Here is a 20822-nt window from a genome sequence, read left to right as displayed (position 1 = left end):
CTAACAATTTACCCCTTCTACAGTTAAATCTGGCATACACATTGGACCAGCATCCCTACTTTTTTTTGTCGGTACGCCATCTGTTCCCCCAATTACATTGTTTAATTTTTGCAATTTTGCAATTTGCAATTTACCTAAATTTAGTTTTTTCTGTTTTTTCATTTTTTATAATATTTAAATGTTTGTGACAAATTTAGAACAATAATGATTCAAATTTAACAACAAAACTAAGTATACCTTTAAATTCAAGAATTTAAACCCTTAAGCACCTATTTTTCAACACCTTGACTCATCTAGTTTTTTTATGAAATATGAAGGATAAATTCCGGTTTTTTTATAAAAAGCGTTTGAAAAAGATTGAGTATTATTAAAACCTACATCAAAAGCAATTGCCTTTATAGCATATTTTCTAAAAACTTTATCTGTTTTTAACTTATCAATTGCATAATTGATTCTTAAGTCTGTCATATAATTAGAAAAACTTTTGTTTTTATATTCATTTACAACAAGAGAAAGATATCTAGGATTTGTTTCAAAATCTTTTGCCAATGATGCCAACGTTATTTTTCTTGCTGTAAACTTCTTATCTCTCTCAAATTCTTCTAAAGTACTCAAAATTTGATTTAGAACAGTTTCGTTAATATTAACAGATTTTTTTCCTGTTTTTTTATCATCATTAATGACAACAGGTTCTCTTATACTCACTAATTCTTCAAATCGCTGTTTGAAAGTTTGTTTTCTTTGATAATAAAACCATGCTATTAATCCTACAAAAATTAAAAGGAGAGTAAGAATTAATAAACCATTATTTGATCGCTTATTCGTTTTACGAAGACTAAAAATAACCTCTTCTTTTTCGTTAATAAGGTTTGGAGTATCAAACTCCTTATTCATAGATTTATTCAATGCCTTATAATCATATAATAATAAGCTATCCACAGATAATAACTTCTCTATATATAATAATTGCTTTTTATAATCTTTCTTCTCTTTGTAGTATTTCATTAAAATTTCATAAGCCTTTCTAATTTCCCTGCTTGGGACTTTATGCAACTCATAACAAGAATCTATTTTCTTAGCAAAAAGTATAGGTTTATCTTTATCCTTAAGTTTACTATAGTTTTCTGCTAAATAATAATAAACTTCAGGATAAAATTCTTCATCAGAATACAATGCAATTTTATTTTTAGAAGCATAATCAGCACATTTGTTCAATATATCTATGGATGATTGATAATTTTTTTTGAAATATTCATTTAGACCTTTGGTAAAGTAGAGTGCATAAAAATTTCCATCATTTTTATTAATCAAAAAAGGAGTGACTTTTTTTATATAATATTCTGAAGAGTCAATTTGATTATTTAAAGTAAATGTTTTTGAAAGCTCTATTCCAGTTACAACATAACTAATTGAATCGGCAGAAGTTTTATTTTCTTTTAACTCTTCAAATTTCATACATTGATTAAAAATATTAATAGCTTCAGAATATTCTCCTAATTTTCTCTTCAATAAACCTATGTTATGAAGGTTATAATAAATATAATCTTCATTTTTTACTATTTTAGAATAATGAATCGCTTCAAGGTAGTTTTCTAAAGCTACCTCATGCTCCCCTTTTTCGCTTAAGGCAACTCCTTTATTCATAAATAAAATTGCAGGGTAATAAAAATGTTTAGAGTCTTTACTCATTACAATAGCACTATCAATATATTTCAATCGCTTTTCATGATTTTTTTCTACTACAAACATCAATCTATATCCTTCAGCTGTATAGATAGTATTGTTTTCAGCTTTCCCTTTTTTTAAAAGAGATTTTGCATATAATATTGCTAATTTTTTATTCTTGGAATTTTTAATAAAACTAGTTCGGATTTCACTAAATGATTTATTTTTAAGTGAATCAGGAATAACAAAACTCCTTTCTTGGGAATAAGAAAAAAAGAAAGTGAAAAATGTAATTAAATTGAATAGATATTTAAAGGTTACTTCTCTTAACATTAAATATTTTTTTTAATTTATTAGTAGTGTATTATTAAAAAACACTCCATATTCTTGATTTTAGGTTTAAATTCTTGAATCTAAACTTATATGTTTTGCAAATAATAACCTACTCAGTATACATTTACACCATCAAAAAAATCTGATAGCTAAAATAACAGTTTTAATTTTAACAAGCGAAATCTTAATAAATAAAACTACTTCTTACCATAACTCAGATTTATAAAGTAAAGTATAATCCTTAAAACAAAAAAACATGGCATTAGAAAATTTAATCAGTATTGAGTTTACTCCCGAAGAACTCACCAATTTAGATGTACACTTAGATGGCATTCAACAAATACTTGCAGGAAAAACTGTAAACATTACACCTGACCAACGCCGACAATATGGACGTATAGCCAATCAAAATAAACTAATTGTTGATAAAGCCAAAAATCATATGGAACAACATCCAAATTGGATTCCTAATTTTATAGATAAAGTAGAGTTTGATAAAGATTATACAGCACGCAAGCAAATAGAAGGGCGCGTACAACTCCTTGAAAACTTAACACAACAATTACTAGATACCAAAACTCTTTTAGATCATGACAACTATACTAATACGCTAAGCTTCTACAGAACGATGCGGTACTTGGCAGGTGAAAACGAAGCAGGAGCCAAAACCGTATATGAAGACATGAAAATACTCTTTAAAAGGACTTCAAGAACTAATACACCCGATGAAACAACCACTCCAAGTAGTTAAGTAATACATGGAAGTACTATTTTAATAAAAAGAAGTATTAAAATAATAATTACAACTATTAAAATGACGCTTAAAAGCCGTAAAAAAGGGTTTATAATCATTAAAATAATAAAAATAAACGTCACTTTAATACTTACAAATACTTTAGTACTACATAAAAACCTCTTGGCAAGGGATACACCCATACCAACATGGGGTAAAAACATAAAAAAACTCCCACCAGTGGTGAGAGTTCTAAGTAAACAAATAAACATTTGCCTACGATCTGCACATCAAAGATAGGTATTTTTTATGAACTCATCTTGATTTTCAAGAAAAAGAAAAAGTTAAGTAGCGTTCAAAATACACATCGCGGCAAATGTTTTTATAAGGATGCTTTTCCTTCGGTAGTAGTGAGGCATTAGTATTGAGTAATGAGACTTAAAAAACGATCTCAATACTCATGTCTCAATACTAACTACTATTAAAAAAAACAGTCGTGGATGCCGAAAAACGAATGAGTAGGCGTATTTAAAAAAACCAATATCAATGAAAACAATTAAATTAATTACCTTTAAACTTATGTTGCTATTTCTTACAACAACGCTATTTGTAAACTGTGAAAAGGATACTGCTTTAGACGTTCAAGACGAAGTCTTAAACGAAACTAAACAAGCACCTTTCTCTTCACGTTTGGTATATACTAGCGAAATTGAAAGCAACAGTATCATTAGTGGAAAACTAAGAGGACTAACACAAAACAGAAACAACGCAAGTTTTGAAAATGACAATAACGACTTTACAGTAGATACGAGTGTTGCCAAATATGTAGAAAAAAGTGATGGTAGCGGCTATTCGTACACCTTTGCTATTAGTCGTGACAATGAAGTAAGTACTGAATTGGAAAACTTAGTATTATCGGTAAACAATGACACACAAGAACTCAGTGTTGTTATTATGAAATATCAGTATAGTCCAGTACAACTACAAGAACTATTAACTACAGGACATGTGAGTACTTCTCACGAAACTATAGTAACACCTATTGAGGGTGATTTTTCAGACTTATTAGCTGAAAATAATTCGCTTCCATGTACAATTAGTGTAACAACATACCATATAACACCAGATGGAGGGACTCATGTATATGGGCAAAATAGCCAATGTCAGCACATTATAGATCCTGATTCTGGCGAAACAGAATGTGAAGTATATAATGTAGTTAGTATTTGGTGTCCGCCTACTACTACAGGAAGTAGTGGCACAACTACAACGACTACTAGCAATCCAAACGCATCAAGTGATCCTTCAAATAATACTACCAATGGCGGAACTACTACATCTCCAAACAATCCAAATGATAATAATGATGATGAAATTGTAACTACGCCGTTGACAAAACAGGAAATACAGGAATTATCAAATCGAATAGATGAAGTCTTAGGAGCAGGGAATTGGGAATATAGTAATGATCGAGAATTAGAAAATGCACCTAATTTTAATTCATCAGAAGAGGTGGAAGAATATTTCGATAGTTTAACTACTAATAACTTTACTTTTGAAAGTTCTGAATTAAGCCCTCAAGATAATACAAGAAGGGACTACCATACTATGGAATTTAGTTCTTTTCCGCAAGCTTCAATAAGAGCATCGGTTAAGATATCAAGCCCTGAACCAAATATACCTATGAATGCTTCTAATATACTCGGTATAAGAACAATTTTAATTGGGAATACTACTTTTTACAAATGGACGCAGCTTGATACAGAGTCTATTACAAATGTTGAATCTTCTCCAGAGATAACAATTGATACAGATACAAATAGCTTGAGAATTGAAGTTGAGGGAAGTATGGAAATAGGAATTCGATGTTTTGGTGAATTAGTTACAGTAGACAAAGCCATAAACATTGTTATTAGTTATGACCTTACAACTGGCGAAATGAAAACTCAATACAGTATTTGGTATTTTAAAGAAGATTAATCAATAAATTAATAATCAAATGAGAACAAAACAATATTTTATATTTCTTTGCTTTTTGCTTTTACTAGCATGTAATTCATATAAGCCCTTTACAAGTATGTCAGAGAAAAAACAAAGTAGGGAATTAGTAAAAGATAGATTCAATCTTTCTAATAAAGAATATTCAACTATTAAAAATGAAGACTCTATTCTTTTTGCAATTTCTAAATCTTTAAAAAAGGATATAAAAATTGATCTCATTGAAAGGCGCATGGATTCTTTTTTTGTAAATAATTATACAAAAAAGCAATTATTAGTGATGCTAGGCTTAGATTATAATTTTCCTAATCTTAAAAAGCCATTTGAATTGAATAGAGCTAAAGGAGCTGACGGTTTAAATATGGACAACATGACAGATTTAAAAAAATTCATTACTGGTGGCGGTTTAGACAAACAACTAGATAGTCTTTTGGGAATGAAGCAAAAAGTTAAAGATTCTACTAAAAAGAAACAATAACCATGGAAACAACTATAAATGATTCTTTTGGAGCATTCGGAATTTTTTTAATGGGTTATCAAATACTTATTGTAGCGCTACTCATTACATTTATTGTGTTTGGCATTAAACTCGTATTAAAACTATTTAAGCTAATGGATTCACAAACACAATTGAATAGAGAGAAGTTGAAGAAGTTGCAAAATGAGTAATAAGTTTAATTGTGCGTTTTTAGATTTTTTAAAACTAAATTCTCATTGCTTGTACAAAAGATGTAAAATATGAATAAAATATTTCCATATGTACCATTAATTTTAATATTTATCATTCAATTTCTTGACAAAGAGGATAATTATTTTTGGTTACAAATAGTGATCTTAATCATAACTATTTCATATGCTATTTATTTAAAAATCTTTAAAAAAAAGAACTAAGCAGTTTTCACTTTTTTCATAATTACCCTAAAAGCCGTGCTTAAATAGCATAGCCTGCTATAGGCATGGCTTTTTTCAAGACCTCATTCATTGCTGTTGATAGCCGTTAACATTAATGAAATACATAAAATGAATACCAATAAAACGTTTTTAGCGTGCATTATTATTATAGAAATCATACTCATTAGTATAGCTACAATTGTGTTTGTAAAAATGCTGTTGAAACTAAAAGAGAAACCCAAGTTGAAAAATGAAGTAGATCAAGAAATTGAAAAGGAACTTAATGAGTTATGAGTTATGAGTTATGAGTTATGAGTTATGAGTTATGAGTTAAAAATAACAAATGCTACCCCTAACTGTTATTAAATATTTTAATTAAACACACTATGAAATTTACATATATAATCCTATTGCTTGTTTGCTGTTGTATACCCAATTTTGGATATGCAATTACACTAGAAACTCAAGAAGCACAGCAACAGTTGATACAAGAGTTGCTTGAAAAACAACAAGCTTTTGAAATACGTACCTATGTACTCGCAGCAATTATAGTTCTATTAATATTATTATTTGGGTTAGTATGTTTTTTAAATAAAAGAGGCGATACACGACTGCAAAAAATCATGAAACTACTAGAAAGTCAACAGCGTATTGTTCAACAAAATTCTAAAAAAGATGATCAGCAGTTAGATATTGATCCTACGATTGTAACAACAATTTTATATGAGTTACAACAATTTGAAAAAGAAAGAGGATTCTTAGTTTCTAAAATTACACTGCATGAATTTGCTAAAAAAATAAAAACCAATACTCGGTATTTATCTAAAGTAGTCAATACACATAAAGTAACCTCGTTTCGGAATTACATCAATGATTTACGCATTCAATATAGCATTGATAAACTAAAAAGTAATTCTAGCTACCGAAAATATACGGTGAAAGCCATGGCAGAAGAAGCTGGGTTTACAACTGCCAACGCTTTCTCAAAAGCGTTTCAAAAAAGAACAGGAGAAACGGTGTCTAGTTTTTTGAAACAGCAAAATGAAATAATTAGTGATTAAAAATATAATTTGGGTTGGGTGCTGTTCATAATAGTAAAGCGGTAAAAGTTTGGTTGGCTGTACCGCTTTGCTATTTATTTATTAAATTGATTTTTTTAAGTGATAATATGAAGCATATAGTTACATTAATCTGTATTACATTATTTTTTTCTTGTGCTGTAAAGCCAAAGTATTCTGAAACAACAGGAGTTCTTACTTTTATGTCTGTTTCCTTGACAAATTTTCATGGAGCTACCGAAGAACAATATCAAAGTTTAGTAAAGGAATTGGATAGCTTCCTCGCAAATCCTGAAAAATATAAAGGTAGCATAGAGTTATATAAATATGTAGTCAACCTAGAAAAACACAAAATTTTAACGGCTCCTCAGATATATGTATACATAGAAGGAGAAAAAAGGATTATGGTTTCTTTAAGCGAAAAAGCTTATGAAAAAATAAAACATTTTACGTATAGAGATTTACACAAGGAACAGAAAAAAGTAATTTTACAATTGGACATTATTGAAAAGGAAAAAGGTATTTATTATGCCGAAAAAATTAGTAGTGTCACTATAGTTGACGGAGCATCTAAAATTAATGGTAAAGTGATGCAGTTTATGCACCGTTAAGAAAACGTAAGCCATTTCAATCTTCAAAAATCATAAAGCAAAGAAGTCGCTTTGCTACCTTAAACTTCAACAGACTTAGCTATTAATAAAGAAAGTGAACGTTTTGACAGCTATATTCGGAATACTTATAAATACATTCGGCAACAGTCCAATTGTTGCAATATAGCCATCGTTTTAATAACCTCTGATTTATGAACCACATGTAATGATTCTTGTTTTAATTTTTTCATAGACTTACCTTCATTTCATTATTAATTTTAAAATCATTTATTATGAAAAAGAAGAATCTTAAAAGTTTAATTCTAAACAGAAAAACAATCTCTAGTTTAAAAATAGAAGCATCTAAAGGTGGAGTTACAGGAGCTACATGTTTATTTACCAATAAGTATTATAAATCGTGCTACGAGACATGTGGTACAATTCAAACAATTTGTATTCCTTCTTATTATATATGCCCACAAACTGTAATAGGATGTTAATTTGTGGAGCTATTAATTATATAAGGATAAAGGTTTAATTTACGCAAAGCGAACTTCGGTTCGCTTTTTTTGTGCTTTTTTTTTCATAGTTACACGCTCTTGTTGACGGTTCATAAACCGTCTATTACATTCTTTTTATTCCCAATAGGATATTCTTTTATTTGATTATTATTAATTTTTTAAAATCATTTATTATGAAAAAAAAGAATCTCAATTCATTAAATCTTAACAAAAAATCTATTTCTAATTTTAGTAACAAAATAAAAGGAGGAGCTCTTTCCGCATCTTACTACTACACAGGTTGTCGTGAGGAAGAAGAAGAGGAACAAGAACCATCAGATTACTCTGGAGGACTATCTTGTAATGTTCATTGTGATAGCTATTAAGGTAAACAATGTATATATCAGATATTTAATTAGCGAACTTCGGTTCGCTTTTTTTATTCGTAATTCTATTGTCTGATTACTAATTACGGTCTTATCATAAGTAATTCGTTTTATGCTTATGATTCATAAATGTCGATGTACTTTTCTCCTTATTTGTAAGGTAATTAGCTATTTTTATGTAAACTTTAAAATATAATTATCATGAAAAAACAGAATTTTAAATCACTTAAGCTTAACAAAAAATCTATTTCAAGCTTAACACTTTCAATTATTGGGGGAGTTTTGCCTACTGTTAGTGTTGTCCCTACACAATGTACTGAGACTAATGCTTCTAGGTGTTGTGGCACCAATCGTAGAAAATGTCATGACCAATAGACTAGTAATTAAAATATGTGAACTTCAGTTCGCTTATCATAAAAAACCCTCAATTGTATAAATTGAGGGTTTTACGTCTTATATATTTTATAATTAGCGTTCCTGCTGTTTTGGTGGACAATGGAAACATAATGTTCTCAATGTTGGATCTGTACACGTAAGTGGTCCTCCTGTATTACCACCTCTACCTCCAATAACTTTTACCGTTAAGTTTGATACTGCTTTTTTGTTTAATGCTAACTTTTTTAGACTTTTTTTCATACTACTAAGTTTTCTTAATTATTTCCTACTCTTGCGTTTTTCGGATACCACGTATTGGTTACATTATAGTTCAGGTGGACAGATATAGCACCATGTTTGTGCCGTTGGTCCCGTTGGACCTGTTGTATATGTATCAACTGTGTCTATAGGTTTTCTACGTCCACCTTTAATTCTTGCAGATAAATCAGATACTTGCTTTTTGTTTAGCGTTAATTTTTTGAAGTTTTTTTTCATGTTATTAGTTTTTGGTTATTTAATTATTAAAATGTGTTAGGTGGGCAATCAAAACATCCCGTGTTTGCTGTCGGATCATTTGTTGGAATGGTAACATCTTTTCGAAGTCCTCCTTTAATTTTTTGAGATAAATTTGAAATGGCACTTTTGTTTAAGGTCAATTTTTGCAAACTTTTTTTCATACTACTAAGTTTTTGGTTGTTGCTCCTACTCTTGCGTTTTTCGGATACCACGTATTAAAACCACAATGCTGTTTTTGTAATAAAAACGCATTATAGTGCAACAGTTTTAAAAAAATAAAGGGGAAGGTTTTTTGAATCTGAATAATCTGATTCTGTTATAAATTTAAAAAAAAATAGCGGATCGTATATACGATCCGCTATTTTTTTACAATGATATTAAAGTAGTTACCCTAATTCTTCATAATCTGGATACAAGAAATTATTATATGGAAAACGTGTAATGTGTATTTCACGTACTACATTATATACTTTACGTTTAAACTCATCTATGTTTTCTTTATTAATAGCAGAAATAAACAATGCATTTTCACCCATAGCACTCATCCAAGTACGTTTCCAGTCGTCCAACGTATAATGCGCTTTGGTTTTTTCGGTAATCAAATCGTCAGTATCAATAGTTTCGTGTGTATAGGCATCAATCTTATTAAAAACCATTACAACTGGTTTATCAGCACTTTTAATTTCACCTAAAATTTGATTCACGGATTCAATATGATCTTCAAAATTAGGATGTGAAATATCAACTATATGTAATAGTAAATCTGCTTCACGTACTTCATCTAACGTGCTTTTGAATGAATCGACCAATTGTGTTGGTAATTTTCGAATAAATCCTACGGTGTCACTTAATAGAAATGGAAGATTTCCAATCACCACTTTACGAACCGTTGTATCTAACGTAGCGAATAATTTATTTTCGGCAAATACGGCACTTTTACTAATGACATTCATTAATGTAGATTTTCCAACATTGGTATATCCTACCAAAGCTACACGGATTAATGCACCTCTATTTCCACGTTGGACAGCCATTTGCTTGTCAATCGTTTTCATTTTATTTTTCAATAAAACAATTTTATCTCGAACAATACGTCTATCCGTTTCAATTTCCGTTTCTCCAGGTCCACGCATTCCAATTCCACCTCGTTGACGTTCCAAGTGTGTCCATAATCCTGTTAATCGTGGTAATAAGTATTGGTATTGTGCCAATTCTACCTGCGTTCGTGCATAACTAGTTTGTGCGCGTTGTGCAAAAATGTCTAGAATTAACCCTGTTCTATCAATAATCTTACATTTCAACAAACGTTCAATATTTCGTTGTTGTCCTGGTGATAATTCATCATCGAAAATAACCGAGCCAATATCATTTGCAATTACAAATTGTTCTACTTCTTCCATTTTTCCTGTCCCAATAAATGTTTTTGGGTTGGGAACTTCCATCTTTTGTGTAAATCGCTTTACGACTTCGCCACCAGCAGTATATGTCAAAAATTCAAGTTCGTCCAAATATTCTTGAGATTTGGTTTCATCTTGTGTTTTTGTAATAACTCCTACCAATACGGCGCGTTCGTATTTAATGGTTTTCTTTTCTATCATAAATCAAATTAAAAAACAAAGTTACACAATTCCTTTTTTGATTTTAGTACATTTATATCTTATAAATAGATTTTTACATATAATATGGAGAATAAAACAACGAATCATTCGTATCACACAATTGCATTTTACAATCTTGAAAACCTATTTGATACTGTTGATGATAAAAATGTATTGGATAATGACTTTTTGCCAGAATCGGATCGCAATTGGACTCCTAAACGTTATGAAAAAAAACTCTATAAATTAAGTTCAGCTATTTCTAGCTTGGGCTATGATGAAACTGAAAACGCGCCTGTACTTGTTGGTGTGGCTGAGGTAGAAAACAAAAAAGTACTTTCTGACTTAGTTGATTCGGAAAGACTACAAAAGTTCGATTACGACTTTGTACATTATGATTCACCTGACGAAAGAGGTATTGATGTAGGATTATTATACCAGAAAGATCATTTTGAAGTAACTCATTCAGAATCGATACCTGTCTTACTATATGATGATGAAGGAGTACGCGATTATACTAGAGATACATTATATGTAAAAGGTATAATGCATGGTGAAGATATACACATATTTGTAAACCATTGGTCATCACGAAGAGATGGTTCAAGTGAAACTGCTCACAAACGTATTAAAGCAGCACAAGTTGTCCGAGAAAAAATAGAAAGTATTCAGGATACTGAATTTGACCCTCATATTATAGTAATGGGCGATTTTAATGACAATCCAACAGATGCAAGTATCAAAGAACATTTAATGAGTGCAGATTTGTACAATCCGATGGAAAAACTATTGACTATATATAAAGGTAGTCTTAACTATAGAGGCGAATGGAATCTCTTTGATCAGATTATTTTTTCAACAAACTTCTTCAACTATAAAAAAGGAACTCATAGTTTCGCTTCTGCAGATGTTTTTGACGACCATTTCTTAACTAATTGGAAAGGAAGATATGAAGGAACTCCTTTTAGAACTTATGCAGGTAGAAAATATTTAGGCGGTTATAGTGATCACTTCCCTGTATACGTAAAATTGAAATTTAACCTATAAGCTTCATTTTTTATAACTTAAGTGTTAAAGTAAAGTTAAGTTTGCTTTTTTTTACTACTTTTAGGGCTACTAACTATTAACCAACTTTTTTATGAAAAAAATTACATTGCTATGCTTGGCAACGTTATTTTACACGTTTTCATATGCACAAGTATTAAATCAACCCGCAAACTGGCCAAATACAAACTGGTCTGTTGTTGGTGTATATAATGCAGCTGCATTTGAAGCTGATCCAACGTTGACAGCTAACTTCGCATTTAACGACGACTTAGCAGGTAACGGTAGTGCAGATGATATCGCTACTGAATCACCTACTATTGATATTTCTGCAGCATTTGCTGCAAGTGAAACATGGATGATTGTAAATGTTGACTACACTTACAATGATTTAAATGGTACATTAAACTTAGAATATTGGGATGCAGATGCTGCCGCTTGGGTAGTTTGGCAACAATTTGTTGCTTCGGCAGACCAACCAAATAACACTTTTTGTGGTGGAACCAGAGACTCTTTTACGAGCAATCCGCTTGACATATCTGGATTTACTGCCACACAACAATCAGGGTTCCAATACCGCTTATCGTTTGACGATGCTGGTGGTTGGCAATGGGGATTCTGTTTTGACTCACCAACAATAACTTCTGCAGCACCTCCTACTTGTTTAGATATTTCAAACTTAACATCTGCAAATGTCACTGATTCTAGTGTTGATATTAGTTGGGATGCAAACAATGGAGAAACTGCTTGGGAAATTGTAATTCAAAATGCAGGAACTGGTGTTCCAGCTGCTGCAGGAACTCCTGTTACTACAAATGCTCCTTATGCTGCTACTGGATTAAATCCAAGCACAAATTATGAAGTATATGTAAGAGCTGATTGTGGTGCAGTAGATGGTTTTAGTAATTGGATTGGTCCAATTAACTTTTTAACCTTAAACGCTCCTCCTCCAGCACCAGTAGGTGTTACTTGTACTACTGGAACTTCTTCTTTTATATTTACAGAAGATTTTGATGATGATCCACCGTTAGGTTGGACAGGAAATAGTTTTGATGGAAATAATGGAAACTGGGATATTACTGCAGGAAATGGAAACTCATTTGATACTGGTCCTTTTGGTTCTTTTAGTGGAGGAATGCATTTAGAATATGAAGCATCAGGAAATTCTACTAATATTGCTTCTGCAATTAGTCCACCAATTGATTTAACAACTGCTGTAGATGGTGCAGAATTATCATTCTACTTACATGCATTTGGTGCAGACATAGGAACGTTAAATGTAAATATTGGAAATACACCAACAGGTCCTTTTACAAATTTATATGCTTGGAGTGGTGACTTACAAACTGCAGATACAGATCCTTGGATTCCTATTGGAATTAACTTGGATGCATACTTGGGACAAACCGTATATATTGAATTTAGTTATGGAGGTGCTGGAACAGGATTTGAAGGAGATTTATCTGTTGACTTTATTCGTGTAGAGGCATGTGGTTCTTTCTGTATAGCACCAAGTAATTTAGCTGCTTCAAACGTTACGAATACTGATGTTGACTTGAATTGGATTGTCAATAGTGGTGAGACAGAGTGGGAATATGCTATACAACCAGCAGGAACAGGAACTCCAACTGGAGCAGGAACATCCACTACAACAAACCCAGTAACTGCTACAGGTTTAACACCTTCAACAGATTATGAAGTATATATTAGAGCAGTTTGTGGTCCTGGAGAAACAAGTATTTGGACAGGTCCAATAAACTTTACAACTGCTTTTGAAGTAGATTGTGCCGGAACTCCTACTAGTACTACATACTGTTACACAAATAATGATACAACTTCATTTACCTTTTATGCATCTGACCCTGCTTTAACGCTGGCGGTTATATTTAATGCTGGGCAAGTTGAAGTAAACTTTGACACATTAGTTGTTACAGATTCAAATGGAACTGTACTTTTTAATGATGATAATGGCGGTGATTTAGCAGGTTTAAGTTTTGAATCTACTGGAGACTCAATAACTATCTCAGTTACCTCTGATGGTTCAGTCAACTGTCAAGGTTCAGGATTTACTCCTTGGGATTTCACAGTAGGATGTATTGATCCAACAGCACCACCATCATGTGTCTCTTTAATAAGTCCATTAAATGGAGATGCTGCCGTTGATATTGTTGGCGGTAATATTACTTGGGGAAGTGCAATTGGTGCACCAGCTGGGTATATTTTATTAGTAGGAACAACACCTGGTGGAACTGATATTGTAAATGGAGATGATGTAGGTAATGTTACCACATATTCATTAGGAGATTTAGTATATGATACTACATACTATGTTACAATTCTTGGATATAATGGTAATGGACTAGCTTCAGGATGTGTAGAAGAAAGTTTCACTACACGACCAGATCCAAATCAAGTATTCAATATTGTATGTGCAGATGGACCTGTAAATGTAAACCACTGTTACACAAATAATGATGATAATACATTCTTATTTACATCTGACAATGGTTTCCCTATGGAATTAGTTTTCAATGCAGGAACAATTTTAGATGATGATGATATAATCGTTATATATGACGGTTCAGACAATACATTCCCTGTATTATTTACTGGAAATAATGGTGGTGACCTTTCTGGTTTAACCGTTACTTCTGGATTAGGAAATTTATATATGGAAGTCATCAGTGACGGATTTACAAGTTGTGCTTCTGGAACAGGAGTCGCGTGGGATTGGACTGTAAGATGTTTAACATGCTTCGGGCCTACTGCTACGTATACAATTGTAGAAGATTGTTCAATGGGTGATCAATTTTTAGTAGATGTAGAAATTTTAGATACAGGAGACGCACTATCTGTTACAATTAGTGATGATTTTGGAAGTGCGCCACAAGTAATAACTACTGCTGGAGTTTATACATTTGGACCATTTCCAAATGCTACTGAAGTAATATTTACAGTTGCTGATACTGATGATTCAAACTGTGTATTGACAAGTACTCCTCAAACACAAGCATTTTGTCCAGATCAAGCCTGTGGAATTATTAATGCAGGATATGATCAAGTACAATTGTGTGATGATACTTCAACTGATTTGTCTGCTACATTTATGACAAGTGCAATTACATCTAACACAAGTACATACACAATTAGTGATTTACAATGTCCACCAGAAAACTTAACAGGTGTACCAACTTCTATTACATTAGATGATAGATGGTCATCTGTAATTAACTTAGGTTTTAATTTCGACTACTTTGGAAATAGCTATACCGATGTAATAATTGGTGCAAATGGATTACTTTCATTTCAAACAGGTGATGCAGGAACGTTCAATGAATGGAATATAAACGCAGCAGACTTGATACCTTCACCAAACCTTCCTTTGAATGCAATTCATGGTGCTTATCATGATATTGATCCAGGAGTAGCAGGTGATCACTATATAGAATACACAACTGTTGGAACAGCACCAGCACGTCAATTTAAAATAACTTTCTTTGAAGTTCCACACTTTCAGTGTAATGACCTTATGACAACACAGCAGATTATTTTATATGAATCTTCTAATGTTATTGATGTTATAATTTTAGAAAAGCCTGTTTGTGCTACATGGAATGACGGATTGGCTACTTTAGGAATTCAAAATGATATGGGAACAGTAGGATATGCTCCTCCTGGAAGAAATACAGGAGTATGGGCAGCTACCCAACAAGAATTATGGAGATTTGTACCAGACGGTAATCCTAACTATACATTTGAGTGGCTTGATGAAGATGGAAACGTTATTAGTAACAATACTGATATTACGGTTTCGCCTACAGAAGATACAACATATACAGCATCTATTACCTACGCACTAGCGGATGGTAGTTTGGTTGTGTTAACCGATGATGTTGAAGTAACAGTTCAACAAAACCCTGAAATTATAGCGACACAAACACTAGAAGTTTGTGATGATAATATTGATGGATTTGCTGAGTTTGATCTTACACTAGAAGATCCGTTTGTAATAGGTGTACAACCGAATGTTTCGGCTACCTATTATGAAACACTTGCTGATGCGGAAGCTGGTACAGGTATGATTACACCAGCTACAGCATATACAAACACAACAGCTAACTTACAAACAATATATGTTCGTGTAGAAGACGATACAACTGGATGTTACATTACTGGTAATTTTGACTTAGTAGTACTTCCTAAAGATCTTCTTGGACCTATAGCAAACTTAGAAGTTTGTGATGATGATACTGATGGATTCGTAGAATTCAATTTATCAACACAAGATGGTGTTATTATTGGACCAACAGTAGATGTAACTGTTTCTTATTATGAAACACTAGCGGACGCGGATAACGAAATGAATGAAATTGCTACGCCAGCTGCATACACAAATACAACAGCTAACTTACAAACAATATATGTTCGTTTGGAAGAAGACTTAACTGGATGTTTCTCTACTGGTAGTTTTGACTTAGTTGTACTTCCTAAACCAATAGTTACTGCAACAACAGATTTAGAAGCTTGTGACGAAGGTACTAATGGATTTAGTCAATTCAATTTATCAATACAAGATGCTGGTGTTATTGGAACACAAACTGGCATGAGTGTAACTTATTATGAAACGCAAGCAGACGCGGATGCAGGTACAAGTGCTATTACAAACACTACAGCATATGCAAACACAACTGCAAATATGCAAACCATATACGTTCGTATCGAAAACAATACAACAAATTGTTATCAAACTGGAACTTTCGACTTAACTGTAATTCCTAATCCAATTGTTGCATCAGTAATAGACTTAGAAGTTTGTGATGATGACTTTGATGGATTTGCTGAGTTCGATTTAACATTGCAAGATGCAAACGTAATAGGAACACAAACAAATGTGATCGTTACTTACTATGAAACACAAGCAGATGCGCAAGCAGGAGTAAATATACTTGCAGATCCTACAATGTATATCAATACAACGGCTGATTCAGAAATAGTATATGTTAGAATAGAAAATAATGATGCACTTGGATGTTTCACAACTGGTTCATTTAATGTTATAGCATTACCGCAAATTGATCCGAGTGATATTGACATAGAAGGAGAATGTATTAATGAAGATTATACTATTACGGTATCGCCAGTAAATGGTTCTTATGATCCTAATACAGTAACATACGAATGGTCTGGAGGAACCTCAACAAATAACACTGATTCGCAATTTATTGCAACAGATGATGGAGAGTATACCGTTTTAATTACAAATGCTGAAGGATGTGTAACTATGAAATCCTTTAGTGTAGTAAATTCAATGTGTTCTTTCCCTAGAGGAATTTCACCAAATGGTGATGGATTAAACGATAACTGGAACTTGGCTGCATTTAGAGTCCAAGAGGTAGAAATCTTTAATTCACATGGTCGTTCTTTATATAAGAAAAGAAATTATGTAGATGAATGGTATGGTCAAACAAATGACAATGATAATTTACCTGTAGGAACATATTTCTATGTATTAAAACTTGAAAATGGGCAGTCTAAAAACGGATGGATATATTTAAACAAATAAATCCATTTACGTAAAAACTAACATTCTATATTATAAATAATATCATATCATGAAGAACATATATATCGCGCTATTTATATTACTTTTTACACTGCCGTCTTTTGCACAACAAGATCCACAGTATACTCAGTATATGTATAATATGGCAGTAATAAATCCTGCATACGCAGGTTCTAAAGAAGGAATATCTTTAGGTGCACTATACAGAAATCAATGGACCGGATTTGACGGTGCCCCAAGAACACTTACGTTCTTTGGGCATTCGCCTGTCGGTAAAAACGTTGGTCTAGGATTATCATTAATCTCTGACCAAATAGGTCCAGTAAAGGAAACCAATACCTATGTTGACTTTGCATATACATTAAAATTAGGAGGTGCTCACAAATTAGCTTTCGGATTAAAAGGAGGATTAACCTTCCATGACATCGGATTGTTATCTGAAGTAAATCCAACGCTAATTGATCAAGGTGATGAAGCCTTTTCAAGCAATGTAAATGAAACAACATTTAACTTAGGAGCTGGTCTTTTTTACTACACAGACAATTATTATCTCGCACTGTCGGTGCCAAACTTTTTAAAAGGAAAGCACTTAGACGTAAATGGTAGATCTTATGGTTCTGAAATATCGCATTACTTCCTTACCGGAGGTTATGTATTCCAAGTAAGTCCAAATACCAAAATTAAACCTTCATTCTTACTAAAATCTGCATTTGATGCGCCAACATCGTTTGACCTTAATGCAAATGTTTTATTTTATGAAAAATTTGAAATTGGAGCTTCTTACCGTTTAGATGATTCTTTTAGTGGAATGGTCAACTTTGCGATTAACCCGAGATTACGCATAGGATATGCCTATGATGCAGTAACTTCAGAAATTTCTTCTGTAGCTAGTGCTTCTCACGAAGTATTCTTATTATTTGATTTATACTTCCCAAGAAAAATTTCTCGTTCGCCTAGATATTTCTAACCTAATACGCCAAAACAATGAAAAAAATACTAATATTAATTCTCGTTCTAGCGACATCAAATGTTTTTGCGCAGAACGACAGAACCAGAAAAGCTGACAAGCTCTATAACAGACTTGAATACGTAAAAGCGGCAGAGAAATATCTTGAAATCGCTATTGACGATGCTGACGCTTATGTATATGAGCAACTTGCAAATTGTTACTATAATTTATTTAAAACAAAAGATGCAGAACGCTGGTATAATCAAGCTATAAGCGAAGGAAGCAAAAGTCCAGATGTGTATTACAAGTATTCACAAATGCTTAAAGCTAATGGAAAGTATAAACAACACAATGAATACATGTCTAAATTTGCAGCAGCAAAACCAAGAGACAAAAGAGCCATTGCGTTCAATAAAAATCCAGACTATATACCTCAAATTCTTGCGAAAGTAACAAAGTTTGAAGTTAAAAATTCTGCAATCAACACCAATAACTCTGACTTTGGAGCTGTTGCTTCTGGTGGAGTTGTATACTTTACATCTACACGTGATGGAGGAAAAAAGTATGGCTGGAATGATCAACCTTTCTTAGATATTTATATGGCTTCATATGATGGAGACGGAAACTTATCTAGCGCAGAAGCTTTATCAAAAGACATCAACACAAAATTTCATGAAGGAACTTTAAGTTTCTCTCCTGATAAGAAAACGATGTACTTTACACGTGAAAACTACTTTGAAGGTAAGTTTAAGAAAAGTGAAGAAGGTATCGGAACATTAAACTTATACAAAGCTACAATGTCAAATGGTGAATGGTCTAATGTAACGCCACTTCCATTTAACAATGATGAGTATTCTGTTGGACATCCATCTGTAAGTGCTGATGGTAAAACATTATACTTTGCATCTGATATGCCAGGCGGACTTGGACAATCGGATCTTTATAAAGTTGCTATTAATGATGATGGATCTTTTGGAGAACCAGAAAATTTAGGAGATGATATCAACACAGAAGGAAGAGAATTTTTTCCATATGTAAGTAGTAACAATACACTTTACTTCTCATCTGACGGACACTTAGGTATCGGAGGATTGGATGTATTTGCTTCAAGAATCAACGGAAATTCTTATGGTGTAGTTCGTAATTTAGGAACTCCACTTAACAGTAACGCTGATGATTTTTCATTTACATTTGATGAAAAAGCTAAAAAAGGTTTTGTCGCTTCAAACCGTGAAGGTGGAAAAGGGGATGATGATATTTATGAAACTACACTTATCAATCCAATTTGTGATGTTGACTACGTAATTGTTGTAACTGACAAAGAAACTGGAACTGTATTAAGCGGAGCAAAAGTTGTGCTAGCAGACAATCAAGGAAATAGTGTTGGATCAAAAATGACAGATTCAGAAGGAAAAGTAACATTCAAAGTAGAGTGTGACAAAGCTTCTCAATTAGCAGCAACAATTCAAGGATACGTTCCTGAACAAGTTGATGTAAACAGCGGAAGCAATCCTGAACGAAGAGTTGATATTGCATTAGCTCCAATTGAAGAAATCATTGAAGATGTGATTGTCATAAATCCTATCTATTTTGATTTTGACAAACATAACATCAGACAAGATGCTGCTTTTGAACTAGATAAAGTTGTAAACGTAATGACTAAGTATCCTAATATGGTGATTAAAGTGGAGACACACACTGATGTTAGAGGTCCTGCTTCTTACAATCAAAAACTATCTGAAAGAAGAGCAAAATCTACTGTTCAGTATATCATTTCTAAAGGAATTGATGCTACACGCTTAAGTAGTGAAGGAAAAGGAGAATCTTCTCCATTAATTGACTGTACAAAATGTACAGATGAAGAACACCAACAAAATCGTCGTTCTGACTTTATTATTGTAAGTAAAGATTAAGTATAACAAACTTAACTAACTATAAAAAAAGCCTGTACTGTTAAAGTTACAGGCTTTTTTTATACCTATACATTGATTACATTACACATGTATTTAACGTAACTTAAAAATGAGATTTCTATTAGATTTAAGAACTAGTCCATATATTGTTTATCATATAAAAGATAGTTATATCCTAAACAATCATGAGCTAAACTCTTGTGATCATCAAGAATTATCTAATTATATGTCTAATAATGAAACTTTTTCTGTTTTGTTAGATTTAACAAATTGTATCATTTCAAACAAAAAAATTCCACATTACGAATCATTATCAACAGATGGTTATTGGATTTGGAGTAGTGATTTGGAACATTATATTGAAAACTTTAACCTAAAAATGCCTTCCGATTTTATACACTATTTGAAAAGTGTTCACTATAAAATTAAGCCTCTTACTAAAGAAAATATGGAGACATTGTACTTTAAAAAATTTAATACCGTGTGTGATGCAAATCGTAAAATTGATACAAAGAATATAAAAGTGATTGAATTAAACTAAAAGGTATAGACCCTCGTAAAAAAACAGTTTTTATATGCTGAATAAAAAAGTCTATATATCCAAAAAAATTAACACTTAAACGTCAAAACCAAGTATTTCTACCGTAAAATCTCATCTTATTTTAAAGTAAATTTGGAAATATATAATAGCACAAGATTCCCCACAACAA

At 32.2% G+C, this 20822-nt stretch carries 19 protein-coding genes; 13 read left to right on the top strand and 6 right to left on the bottom strand.

Features of this window, described 5'->3' with window-relative positions; all coding sequences use genetic code 11:
- Together ACUUYC_RS09320 and ACUUYC_RS09315 are read right to left on the bottom strand one after the other, a co-directional pair.
- Entirely contained in the window at positions 1 to 162 is a 162-nt protein-coding gene (locus ACUUYC_RS09320) for a hypothetical protein (protein WP_474265445.1), read from the bottom strand.
- A 114-nt stretch (positions 163 to 276) separates the two neighbouring features.
- On the bottom strand, positions 277 to 1998 hold the full coding sequence (locus ACUUYC_RS09315; protein WP_474265444.1) for a helix-turn-helix domain-containing protein: 1722 nt from the start codon (positions 1996 to 1998) through the stop codon (positions 277 to 279).
- Positions 1999 to 2254: 256 nt separating this feature from the next.
- Between ACUUYC_RS09315 and ACUUYC_RS09310 the strand changes: the two genes are divergently transcribed.
- The 8 genes from ACUUYC_RS09310 to ACUUYC_RS09275 all read left to right on the top strand — a co-directional run bounded on the left by ACUUYC_RS09310 (position 2255) and on the right by ACUUYC_RS09275 (position 8154).
- Positions 2255 to 2749: a hypothetical protein gene (locus ACUUYC_RS09310; RefSeq protein WP_474265443.1), complete on the top strand. Its 495-nt coding sequence runs from the start codon at positions 2255 to 2257 to the stop codon at positions 2747 to 2749.
- Between the two features lie 528 nt (positions 2750 to 3277).
- Positions 3278 to 4711, top strand: coding sequence for a hypothetical protein (locus ACUUYC_RS09305; protein ID WP_474265442.1), 1434 nt, complete (start codon positions 3278 to 3280; stop codon positions 4709 to 4711).
- A 19-nt stretch (positions 4712 to 4730) separates the two neighbouring features.
- The gene (locus tag ACUUYC_RS09300) at positions 4731 to 5207 is read left to right on the top strand and encodes a hypothetical protein (protein ID WP_474265441.1); all 477 of its coding nucleotides are present in this window, start codon (positions 4731 to 4733) and stop codon (positions 5205 to 5207) included.
- 2 nt (positions 5208 to 5209) lie between these two features.
- A complete protein-coding gene (locus tag ACUUYC_RS09295) occupies positions 5210 to 5398 on the top strand; it encodes a hypothetical protein (RefSeq protein WP_474265440.1) in 189 nt (62 codons plus the stop codon).
- Between the two features lie 608 nt (positions 5399 to 6006).
- The gene (locus ACUUYC_RS09290) at positions 6007 to 6681 is read left to right on the top strand and encodes a helix-turn-helix domain-containing protein (RefSeq protein WP_474265439.1); all 675 of its coding nucleotides are present in this window, start codon (positions 6007 to 6009) and stop codon (positions 6679 to 6681) included.
- Positions 6682 to 6695: 14 nt separating this feature from the next.
- Positions 6696 to 7289, top strand: a complete 594-nt coding sequence (locus tag ACUUYC_RS09285) for a hypothetical protein (RefSeq protein ID WP_474265438.1) — start codon at positions 6696 to 6698, stop codon at positions 7287 to 7289.
- A gap of 272 nt (positions 7290 to 7561) precedes the next feature.
- A complete protein-coding gene (locus tag ACUUYC_RS09280) occupies positions 7562 to 7768 on the top strand; it encodes a hypothetical protein (protein ID WP_474265437.1) in 207 nt (68 codons plus the stop codon).
- Positions 7769 to 7962: 194 nt separating this feature from the next.
- Positions 7963 to 8154 carry a hypothetical protein gene (locus tag ACUUYC_RS09275; protein ID WP_474265435.1) on the top strand — a complete coding sequence of 64 codons (192 nt, stop codon included), beginning with the start codon at positions 7963 to 7965 and terminating at the stop codon, positions 8152 to 8154.
- 468 nt (positions 8155 to 8622) lie between these two features.
- On the opposite strand, the gene ACUUYC_RS09270 is transcribed toward ACUUYC_RS09275, so the two are convergent.
- From ACUUYC_RS09270 to hflX, 4 genes are all read right to left on the bottom strand, one after another.
- Positions 8623 to 8790, bottom strand: a complete 168-nt coding sequence (locus tag ACUUYC_RS09270) for a hypothetical protein (protein ID WP_474265434.1) — start codon at positions 8788 to 8790, stop codon at positions 8623 to 8625.
- A 63-nt stretch (positions 8791 to 8853) separates the two neighbouring features.
- The gene (locus ACUUYC_RS09265) at positions 8854 to 9024 is read right to left on the bottom strand and encodes a hypothetical protein (protein ID WP_474265433.1); all 171 of its coding nucleotides are present in this window, start codon (positions 9022 to 9024) and stop codon (positions 8854 to 8856) included.
- Positions 9025 to 9050: 26 nt separating this feature from the next.
- Positions 9051 to 9206 carry a hypothetical protein gene (locus tag ACUUYC_RS09260; RefSeq protein ID WP_474265432.1) on the bottom strand — a complete coding sequence of 52 codons (156 nt, stop codon included), beginning with the start codon at positions 9204 to 9206 and terminating at the stop codon, positions 9051 to 9053.
- Positions 9207 to 9431: 225 nt separating this feature from the next.
- Positions 9432 to 10643, bottom strand: coding sequence for a GTPase HflX (gene hflX / locus ACUUYC_RS09255; protein ID WP_474265431.1), 1212 nt, complete (start codon positions 10641 to 10643; stop codon positions 9432 to 9434).
- A gap of 84 nt (positions 10644 to 10727) precedes the next feature.
- On the opposite strand from hflX, the gene ACUUYC_RS09250 reads away from it, so the two are divergent.
- From ACUUYC_RS09250 to ACUUYC_RS09230, 5 genes are all read left to right on the top strand, one after another.
- Positions 10728 to 11690: an endonuclease/exonuclease/phosphatase family protein gene (locus ACUUYC_RS09250; RefSeq protein ID WP_474265430.1), complete on the top strand. Its 963-nt coding sequence runs from the start codon at positions 10728 to 10730 to the stop codon at positions 11688 to 11690.
- A 91-nt stretch (positions 11691 to 11781) separates the two neighbouring features.
- On the top strand, positions 11782 to 17250 hold the full coding sequence (locus ACUUYC_RS09245; protein ID WP_474265429.1) for a T9SS type B sorting domain-containing protein: 5469 nt from the start codon (positions 11782 to 11784) through the stop codon (positions 17248 to 17250).
- Positions 17251 to 17299: 49 nt separating this feature from the next.
- Complete coding sequence (locus ACUUYC_RS09240) at positions 17300 to 18217, top strand: PorP/SprF family type IX secretion system membrane protein (RefSeq protein ID WP_474265428.1); 918 nt, start codon at positions 17300 to 17302, stop codon at positions 18215 to 18217.
- Between the two features lie 17 nt (positions 18218 to 18234).
- Positions 18235 to 20112, top strand: coding sequence for an OmpA family protein (locus ACUUYC_RS09235; protein WP_474265426.1), 1878 nt, complete (start codon positions 18235 to 18237; stop codon positions 20110 to 20112).
- A 109-nt stretch (positions 20113 to 20221) separates the two neighbouring features.
- Complete coding sequence (locus ACUUYC_RS09230) at positions 20222 to 20653, top strand: hypothetical protein (RefSeq protein WP_474265424.1); 432 nt, start codon at positions 20222 to 20224, stop codon at positions 20651 to 20653.
- The last annotated feature ends 169 nt before the right edge of the window (positions 20654 to 20822 follow it).

The organism is Kordia sp. E (assembly GCF_056033805.1).
Note: the sequence above shows the minus strand (reverse complement) of the source record. Positions and strands in the feature narration are given on the sequence as shown.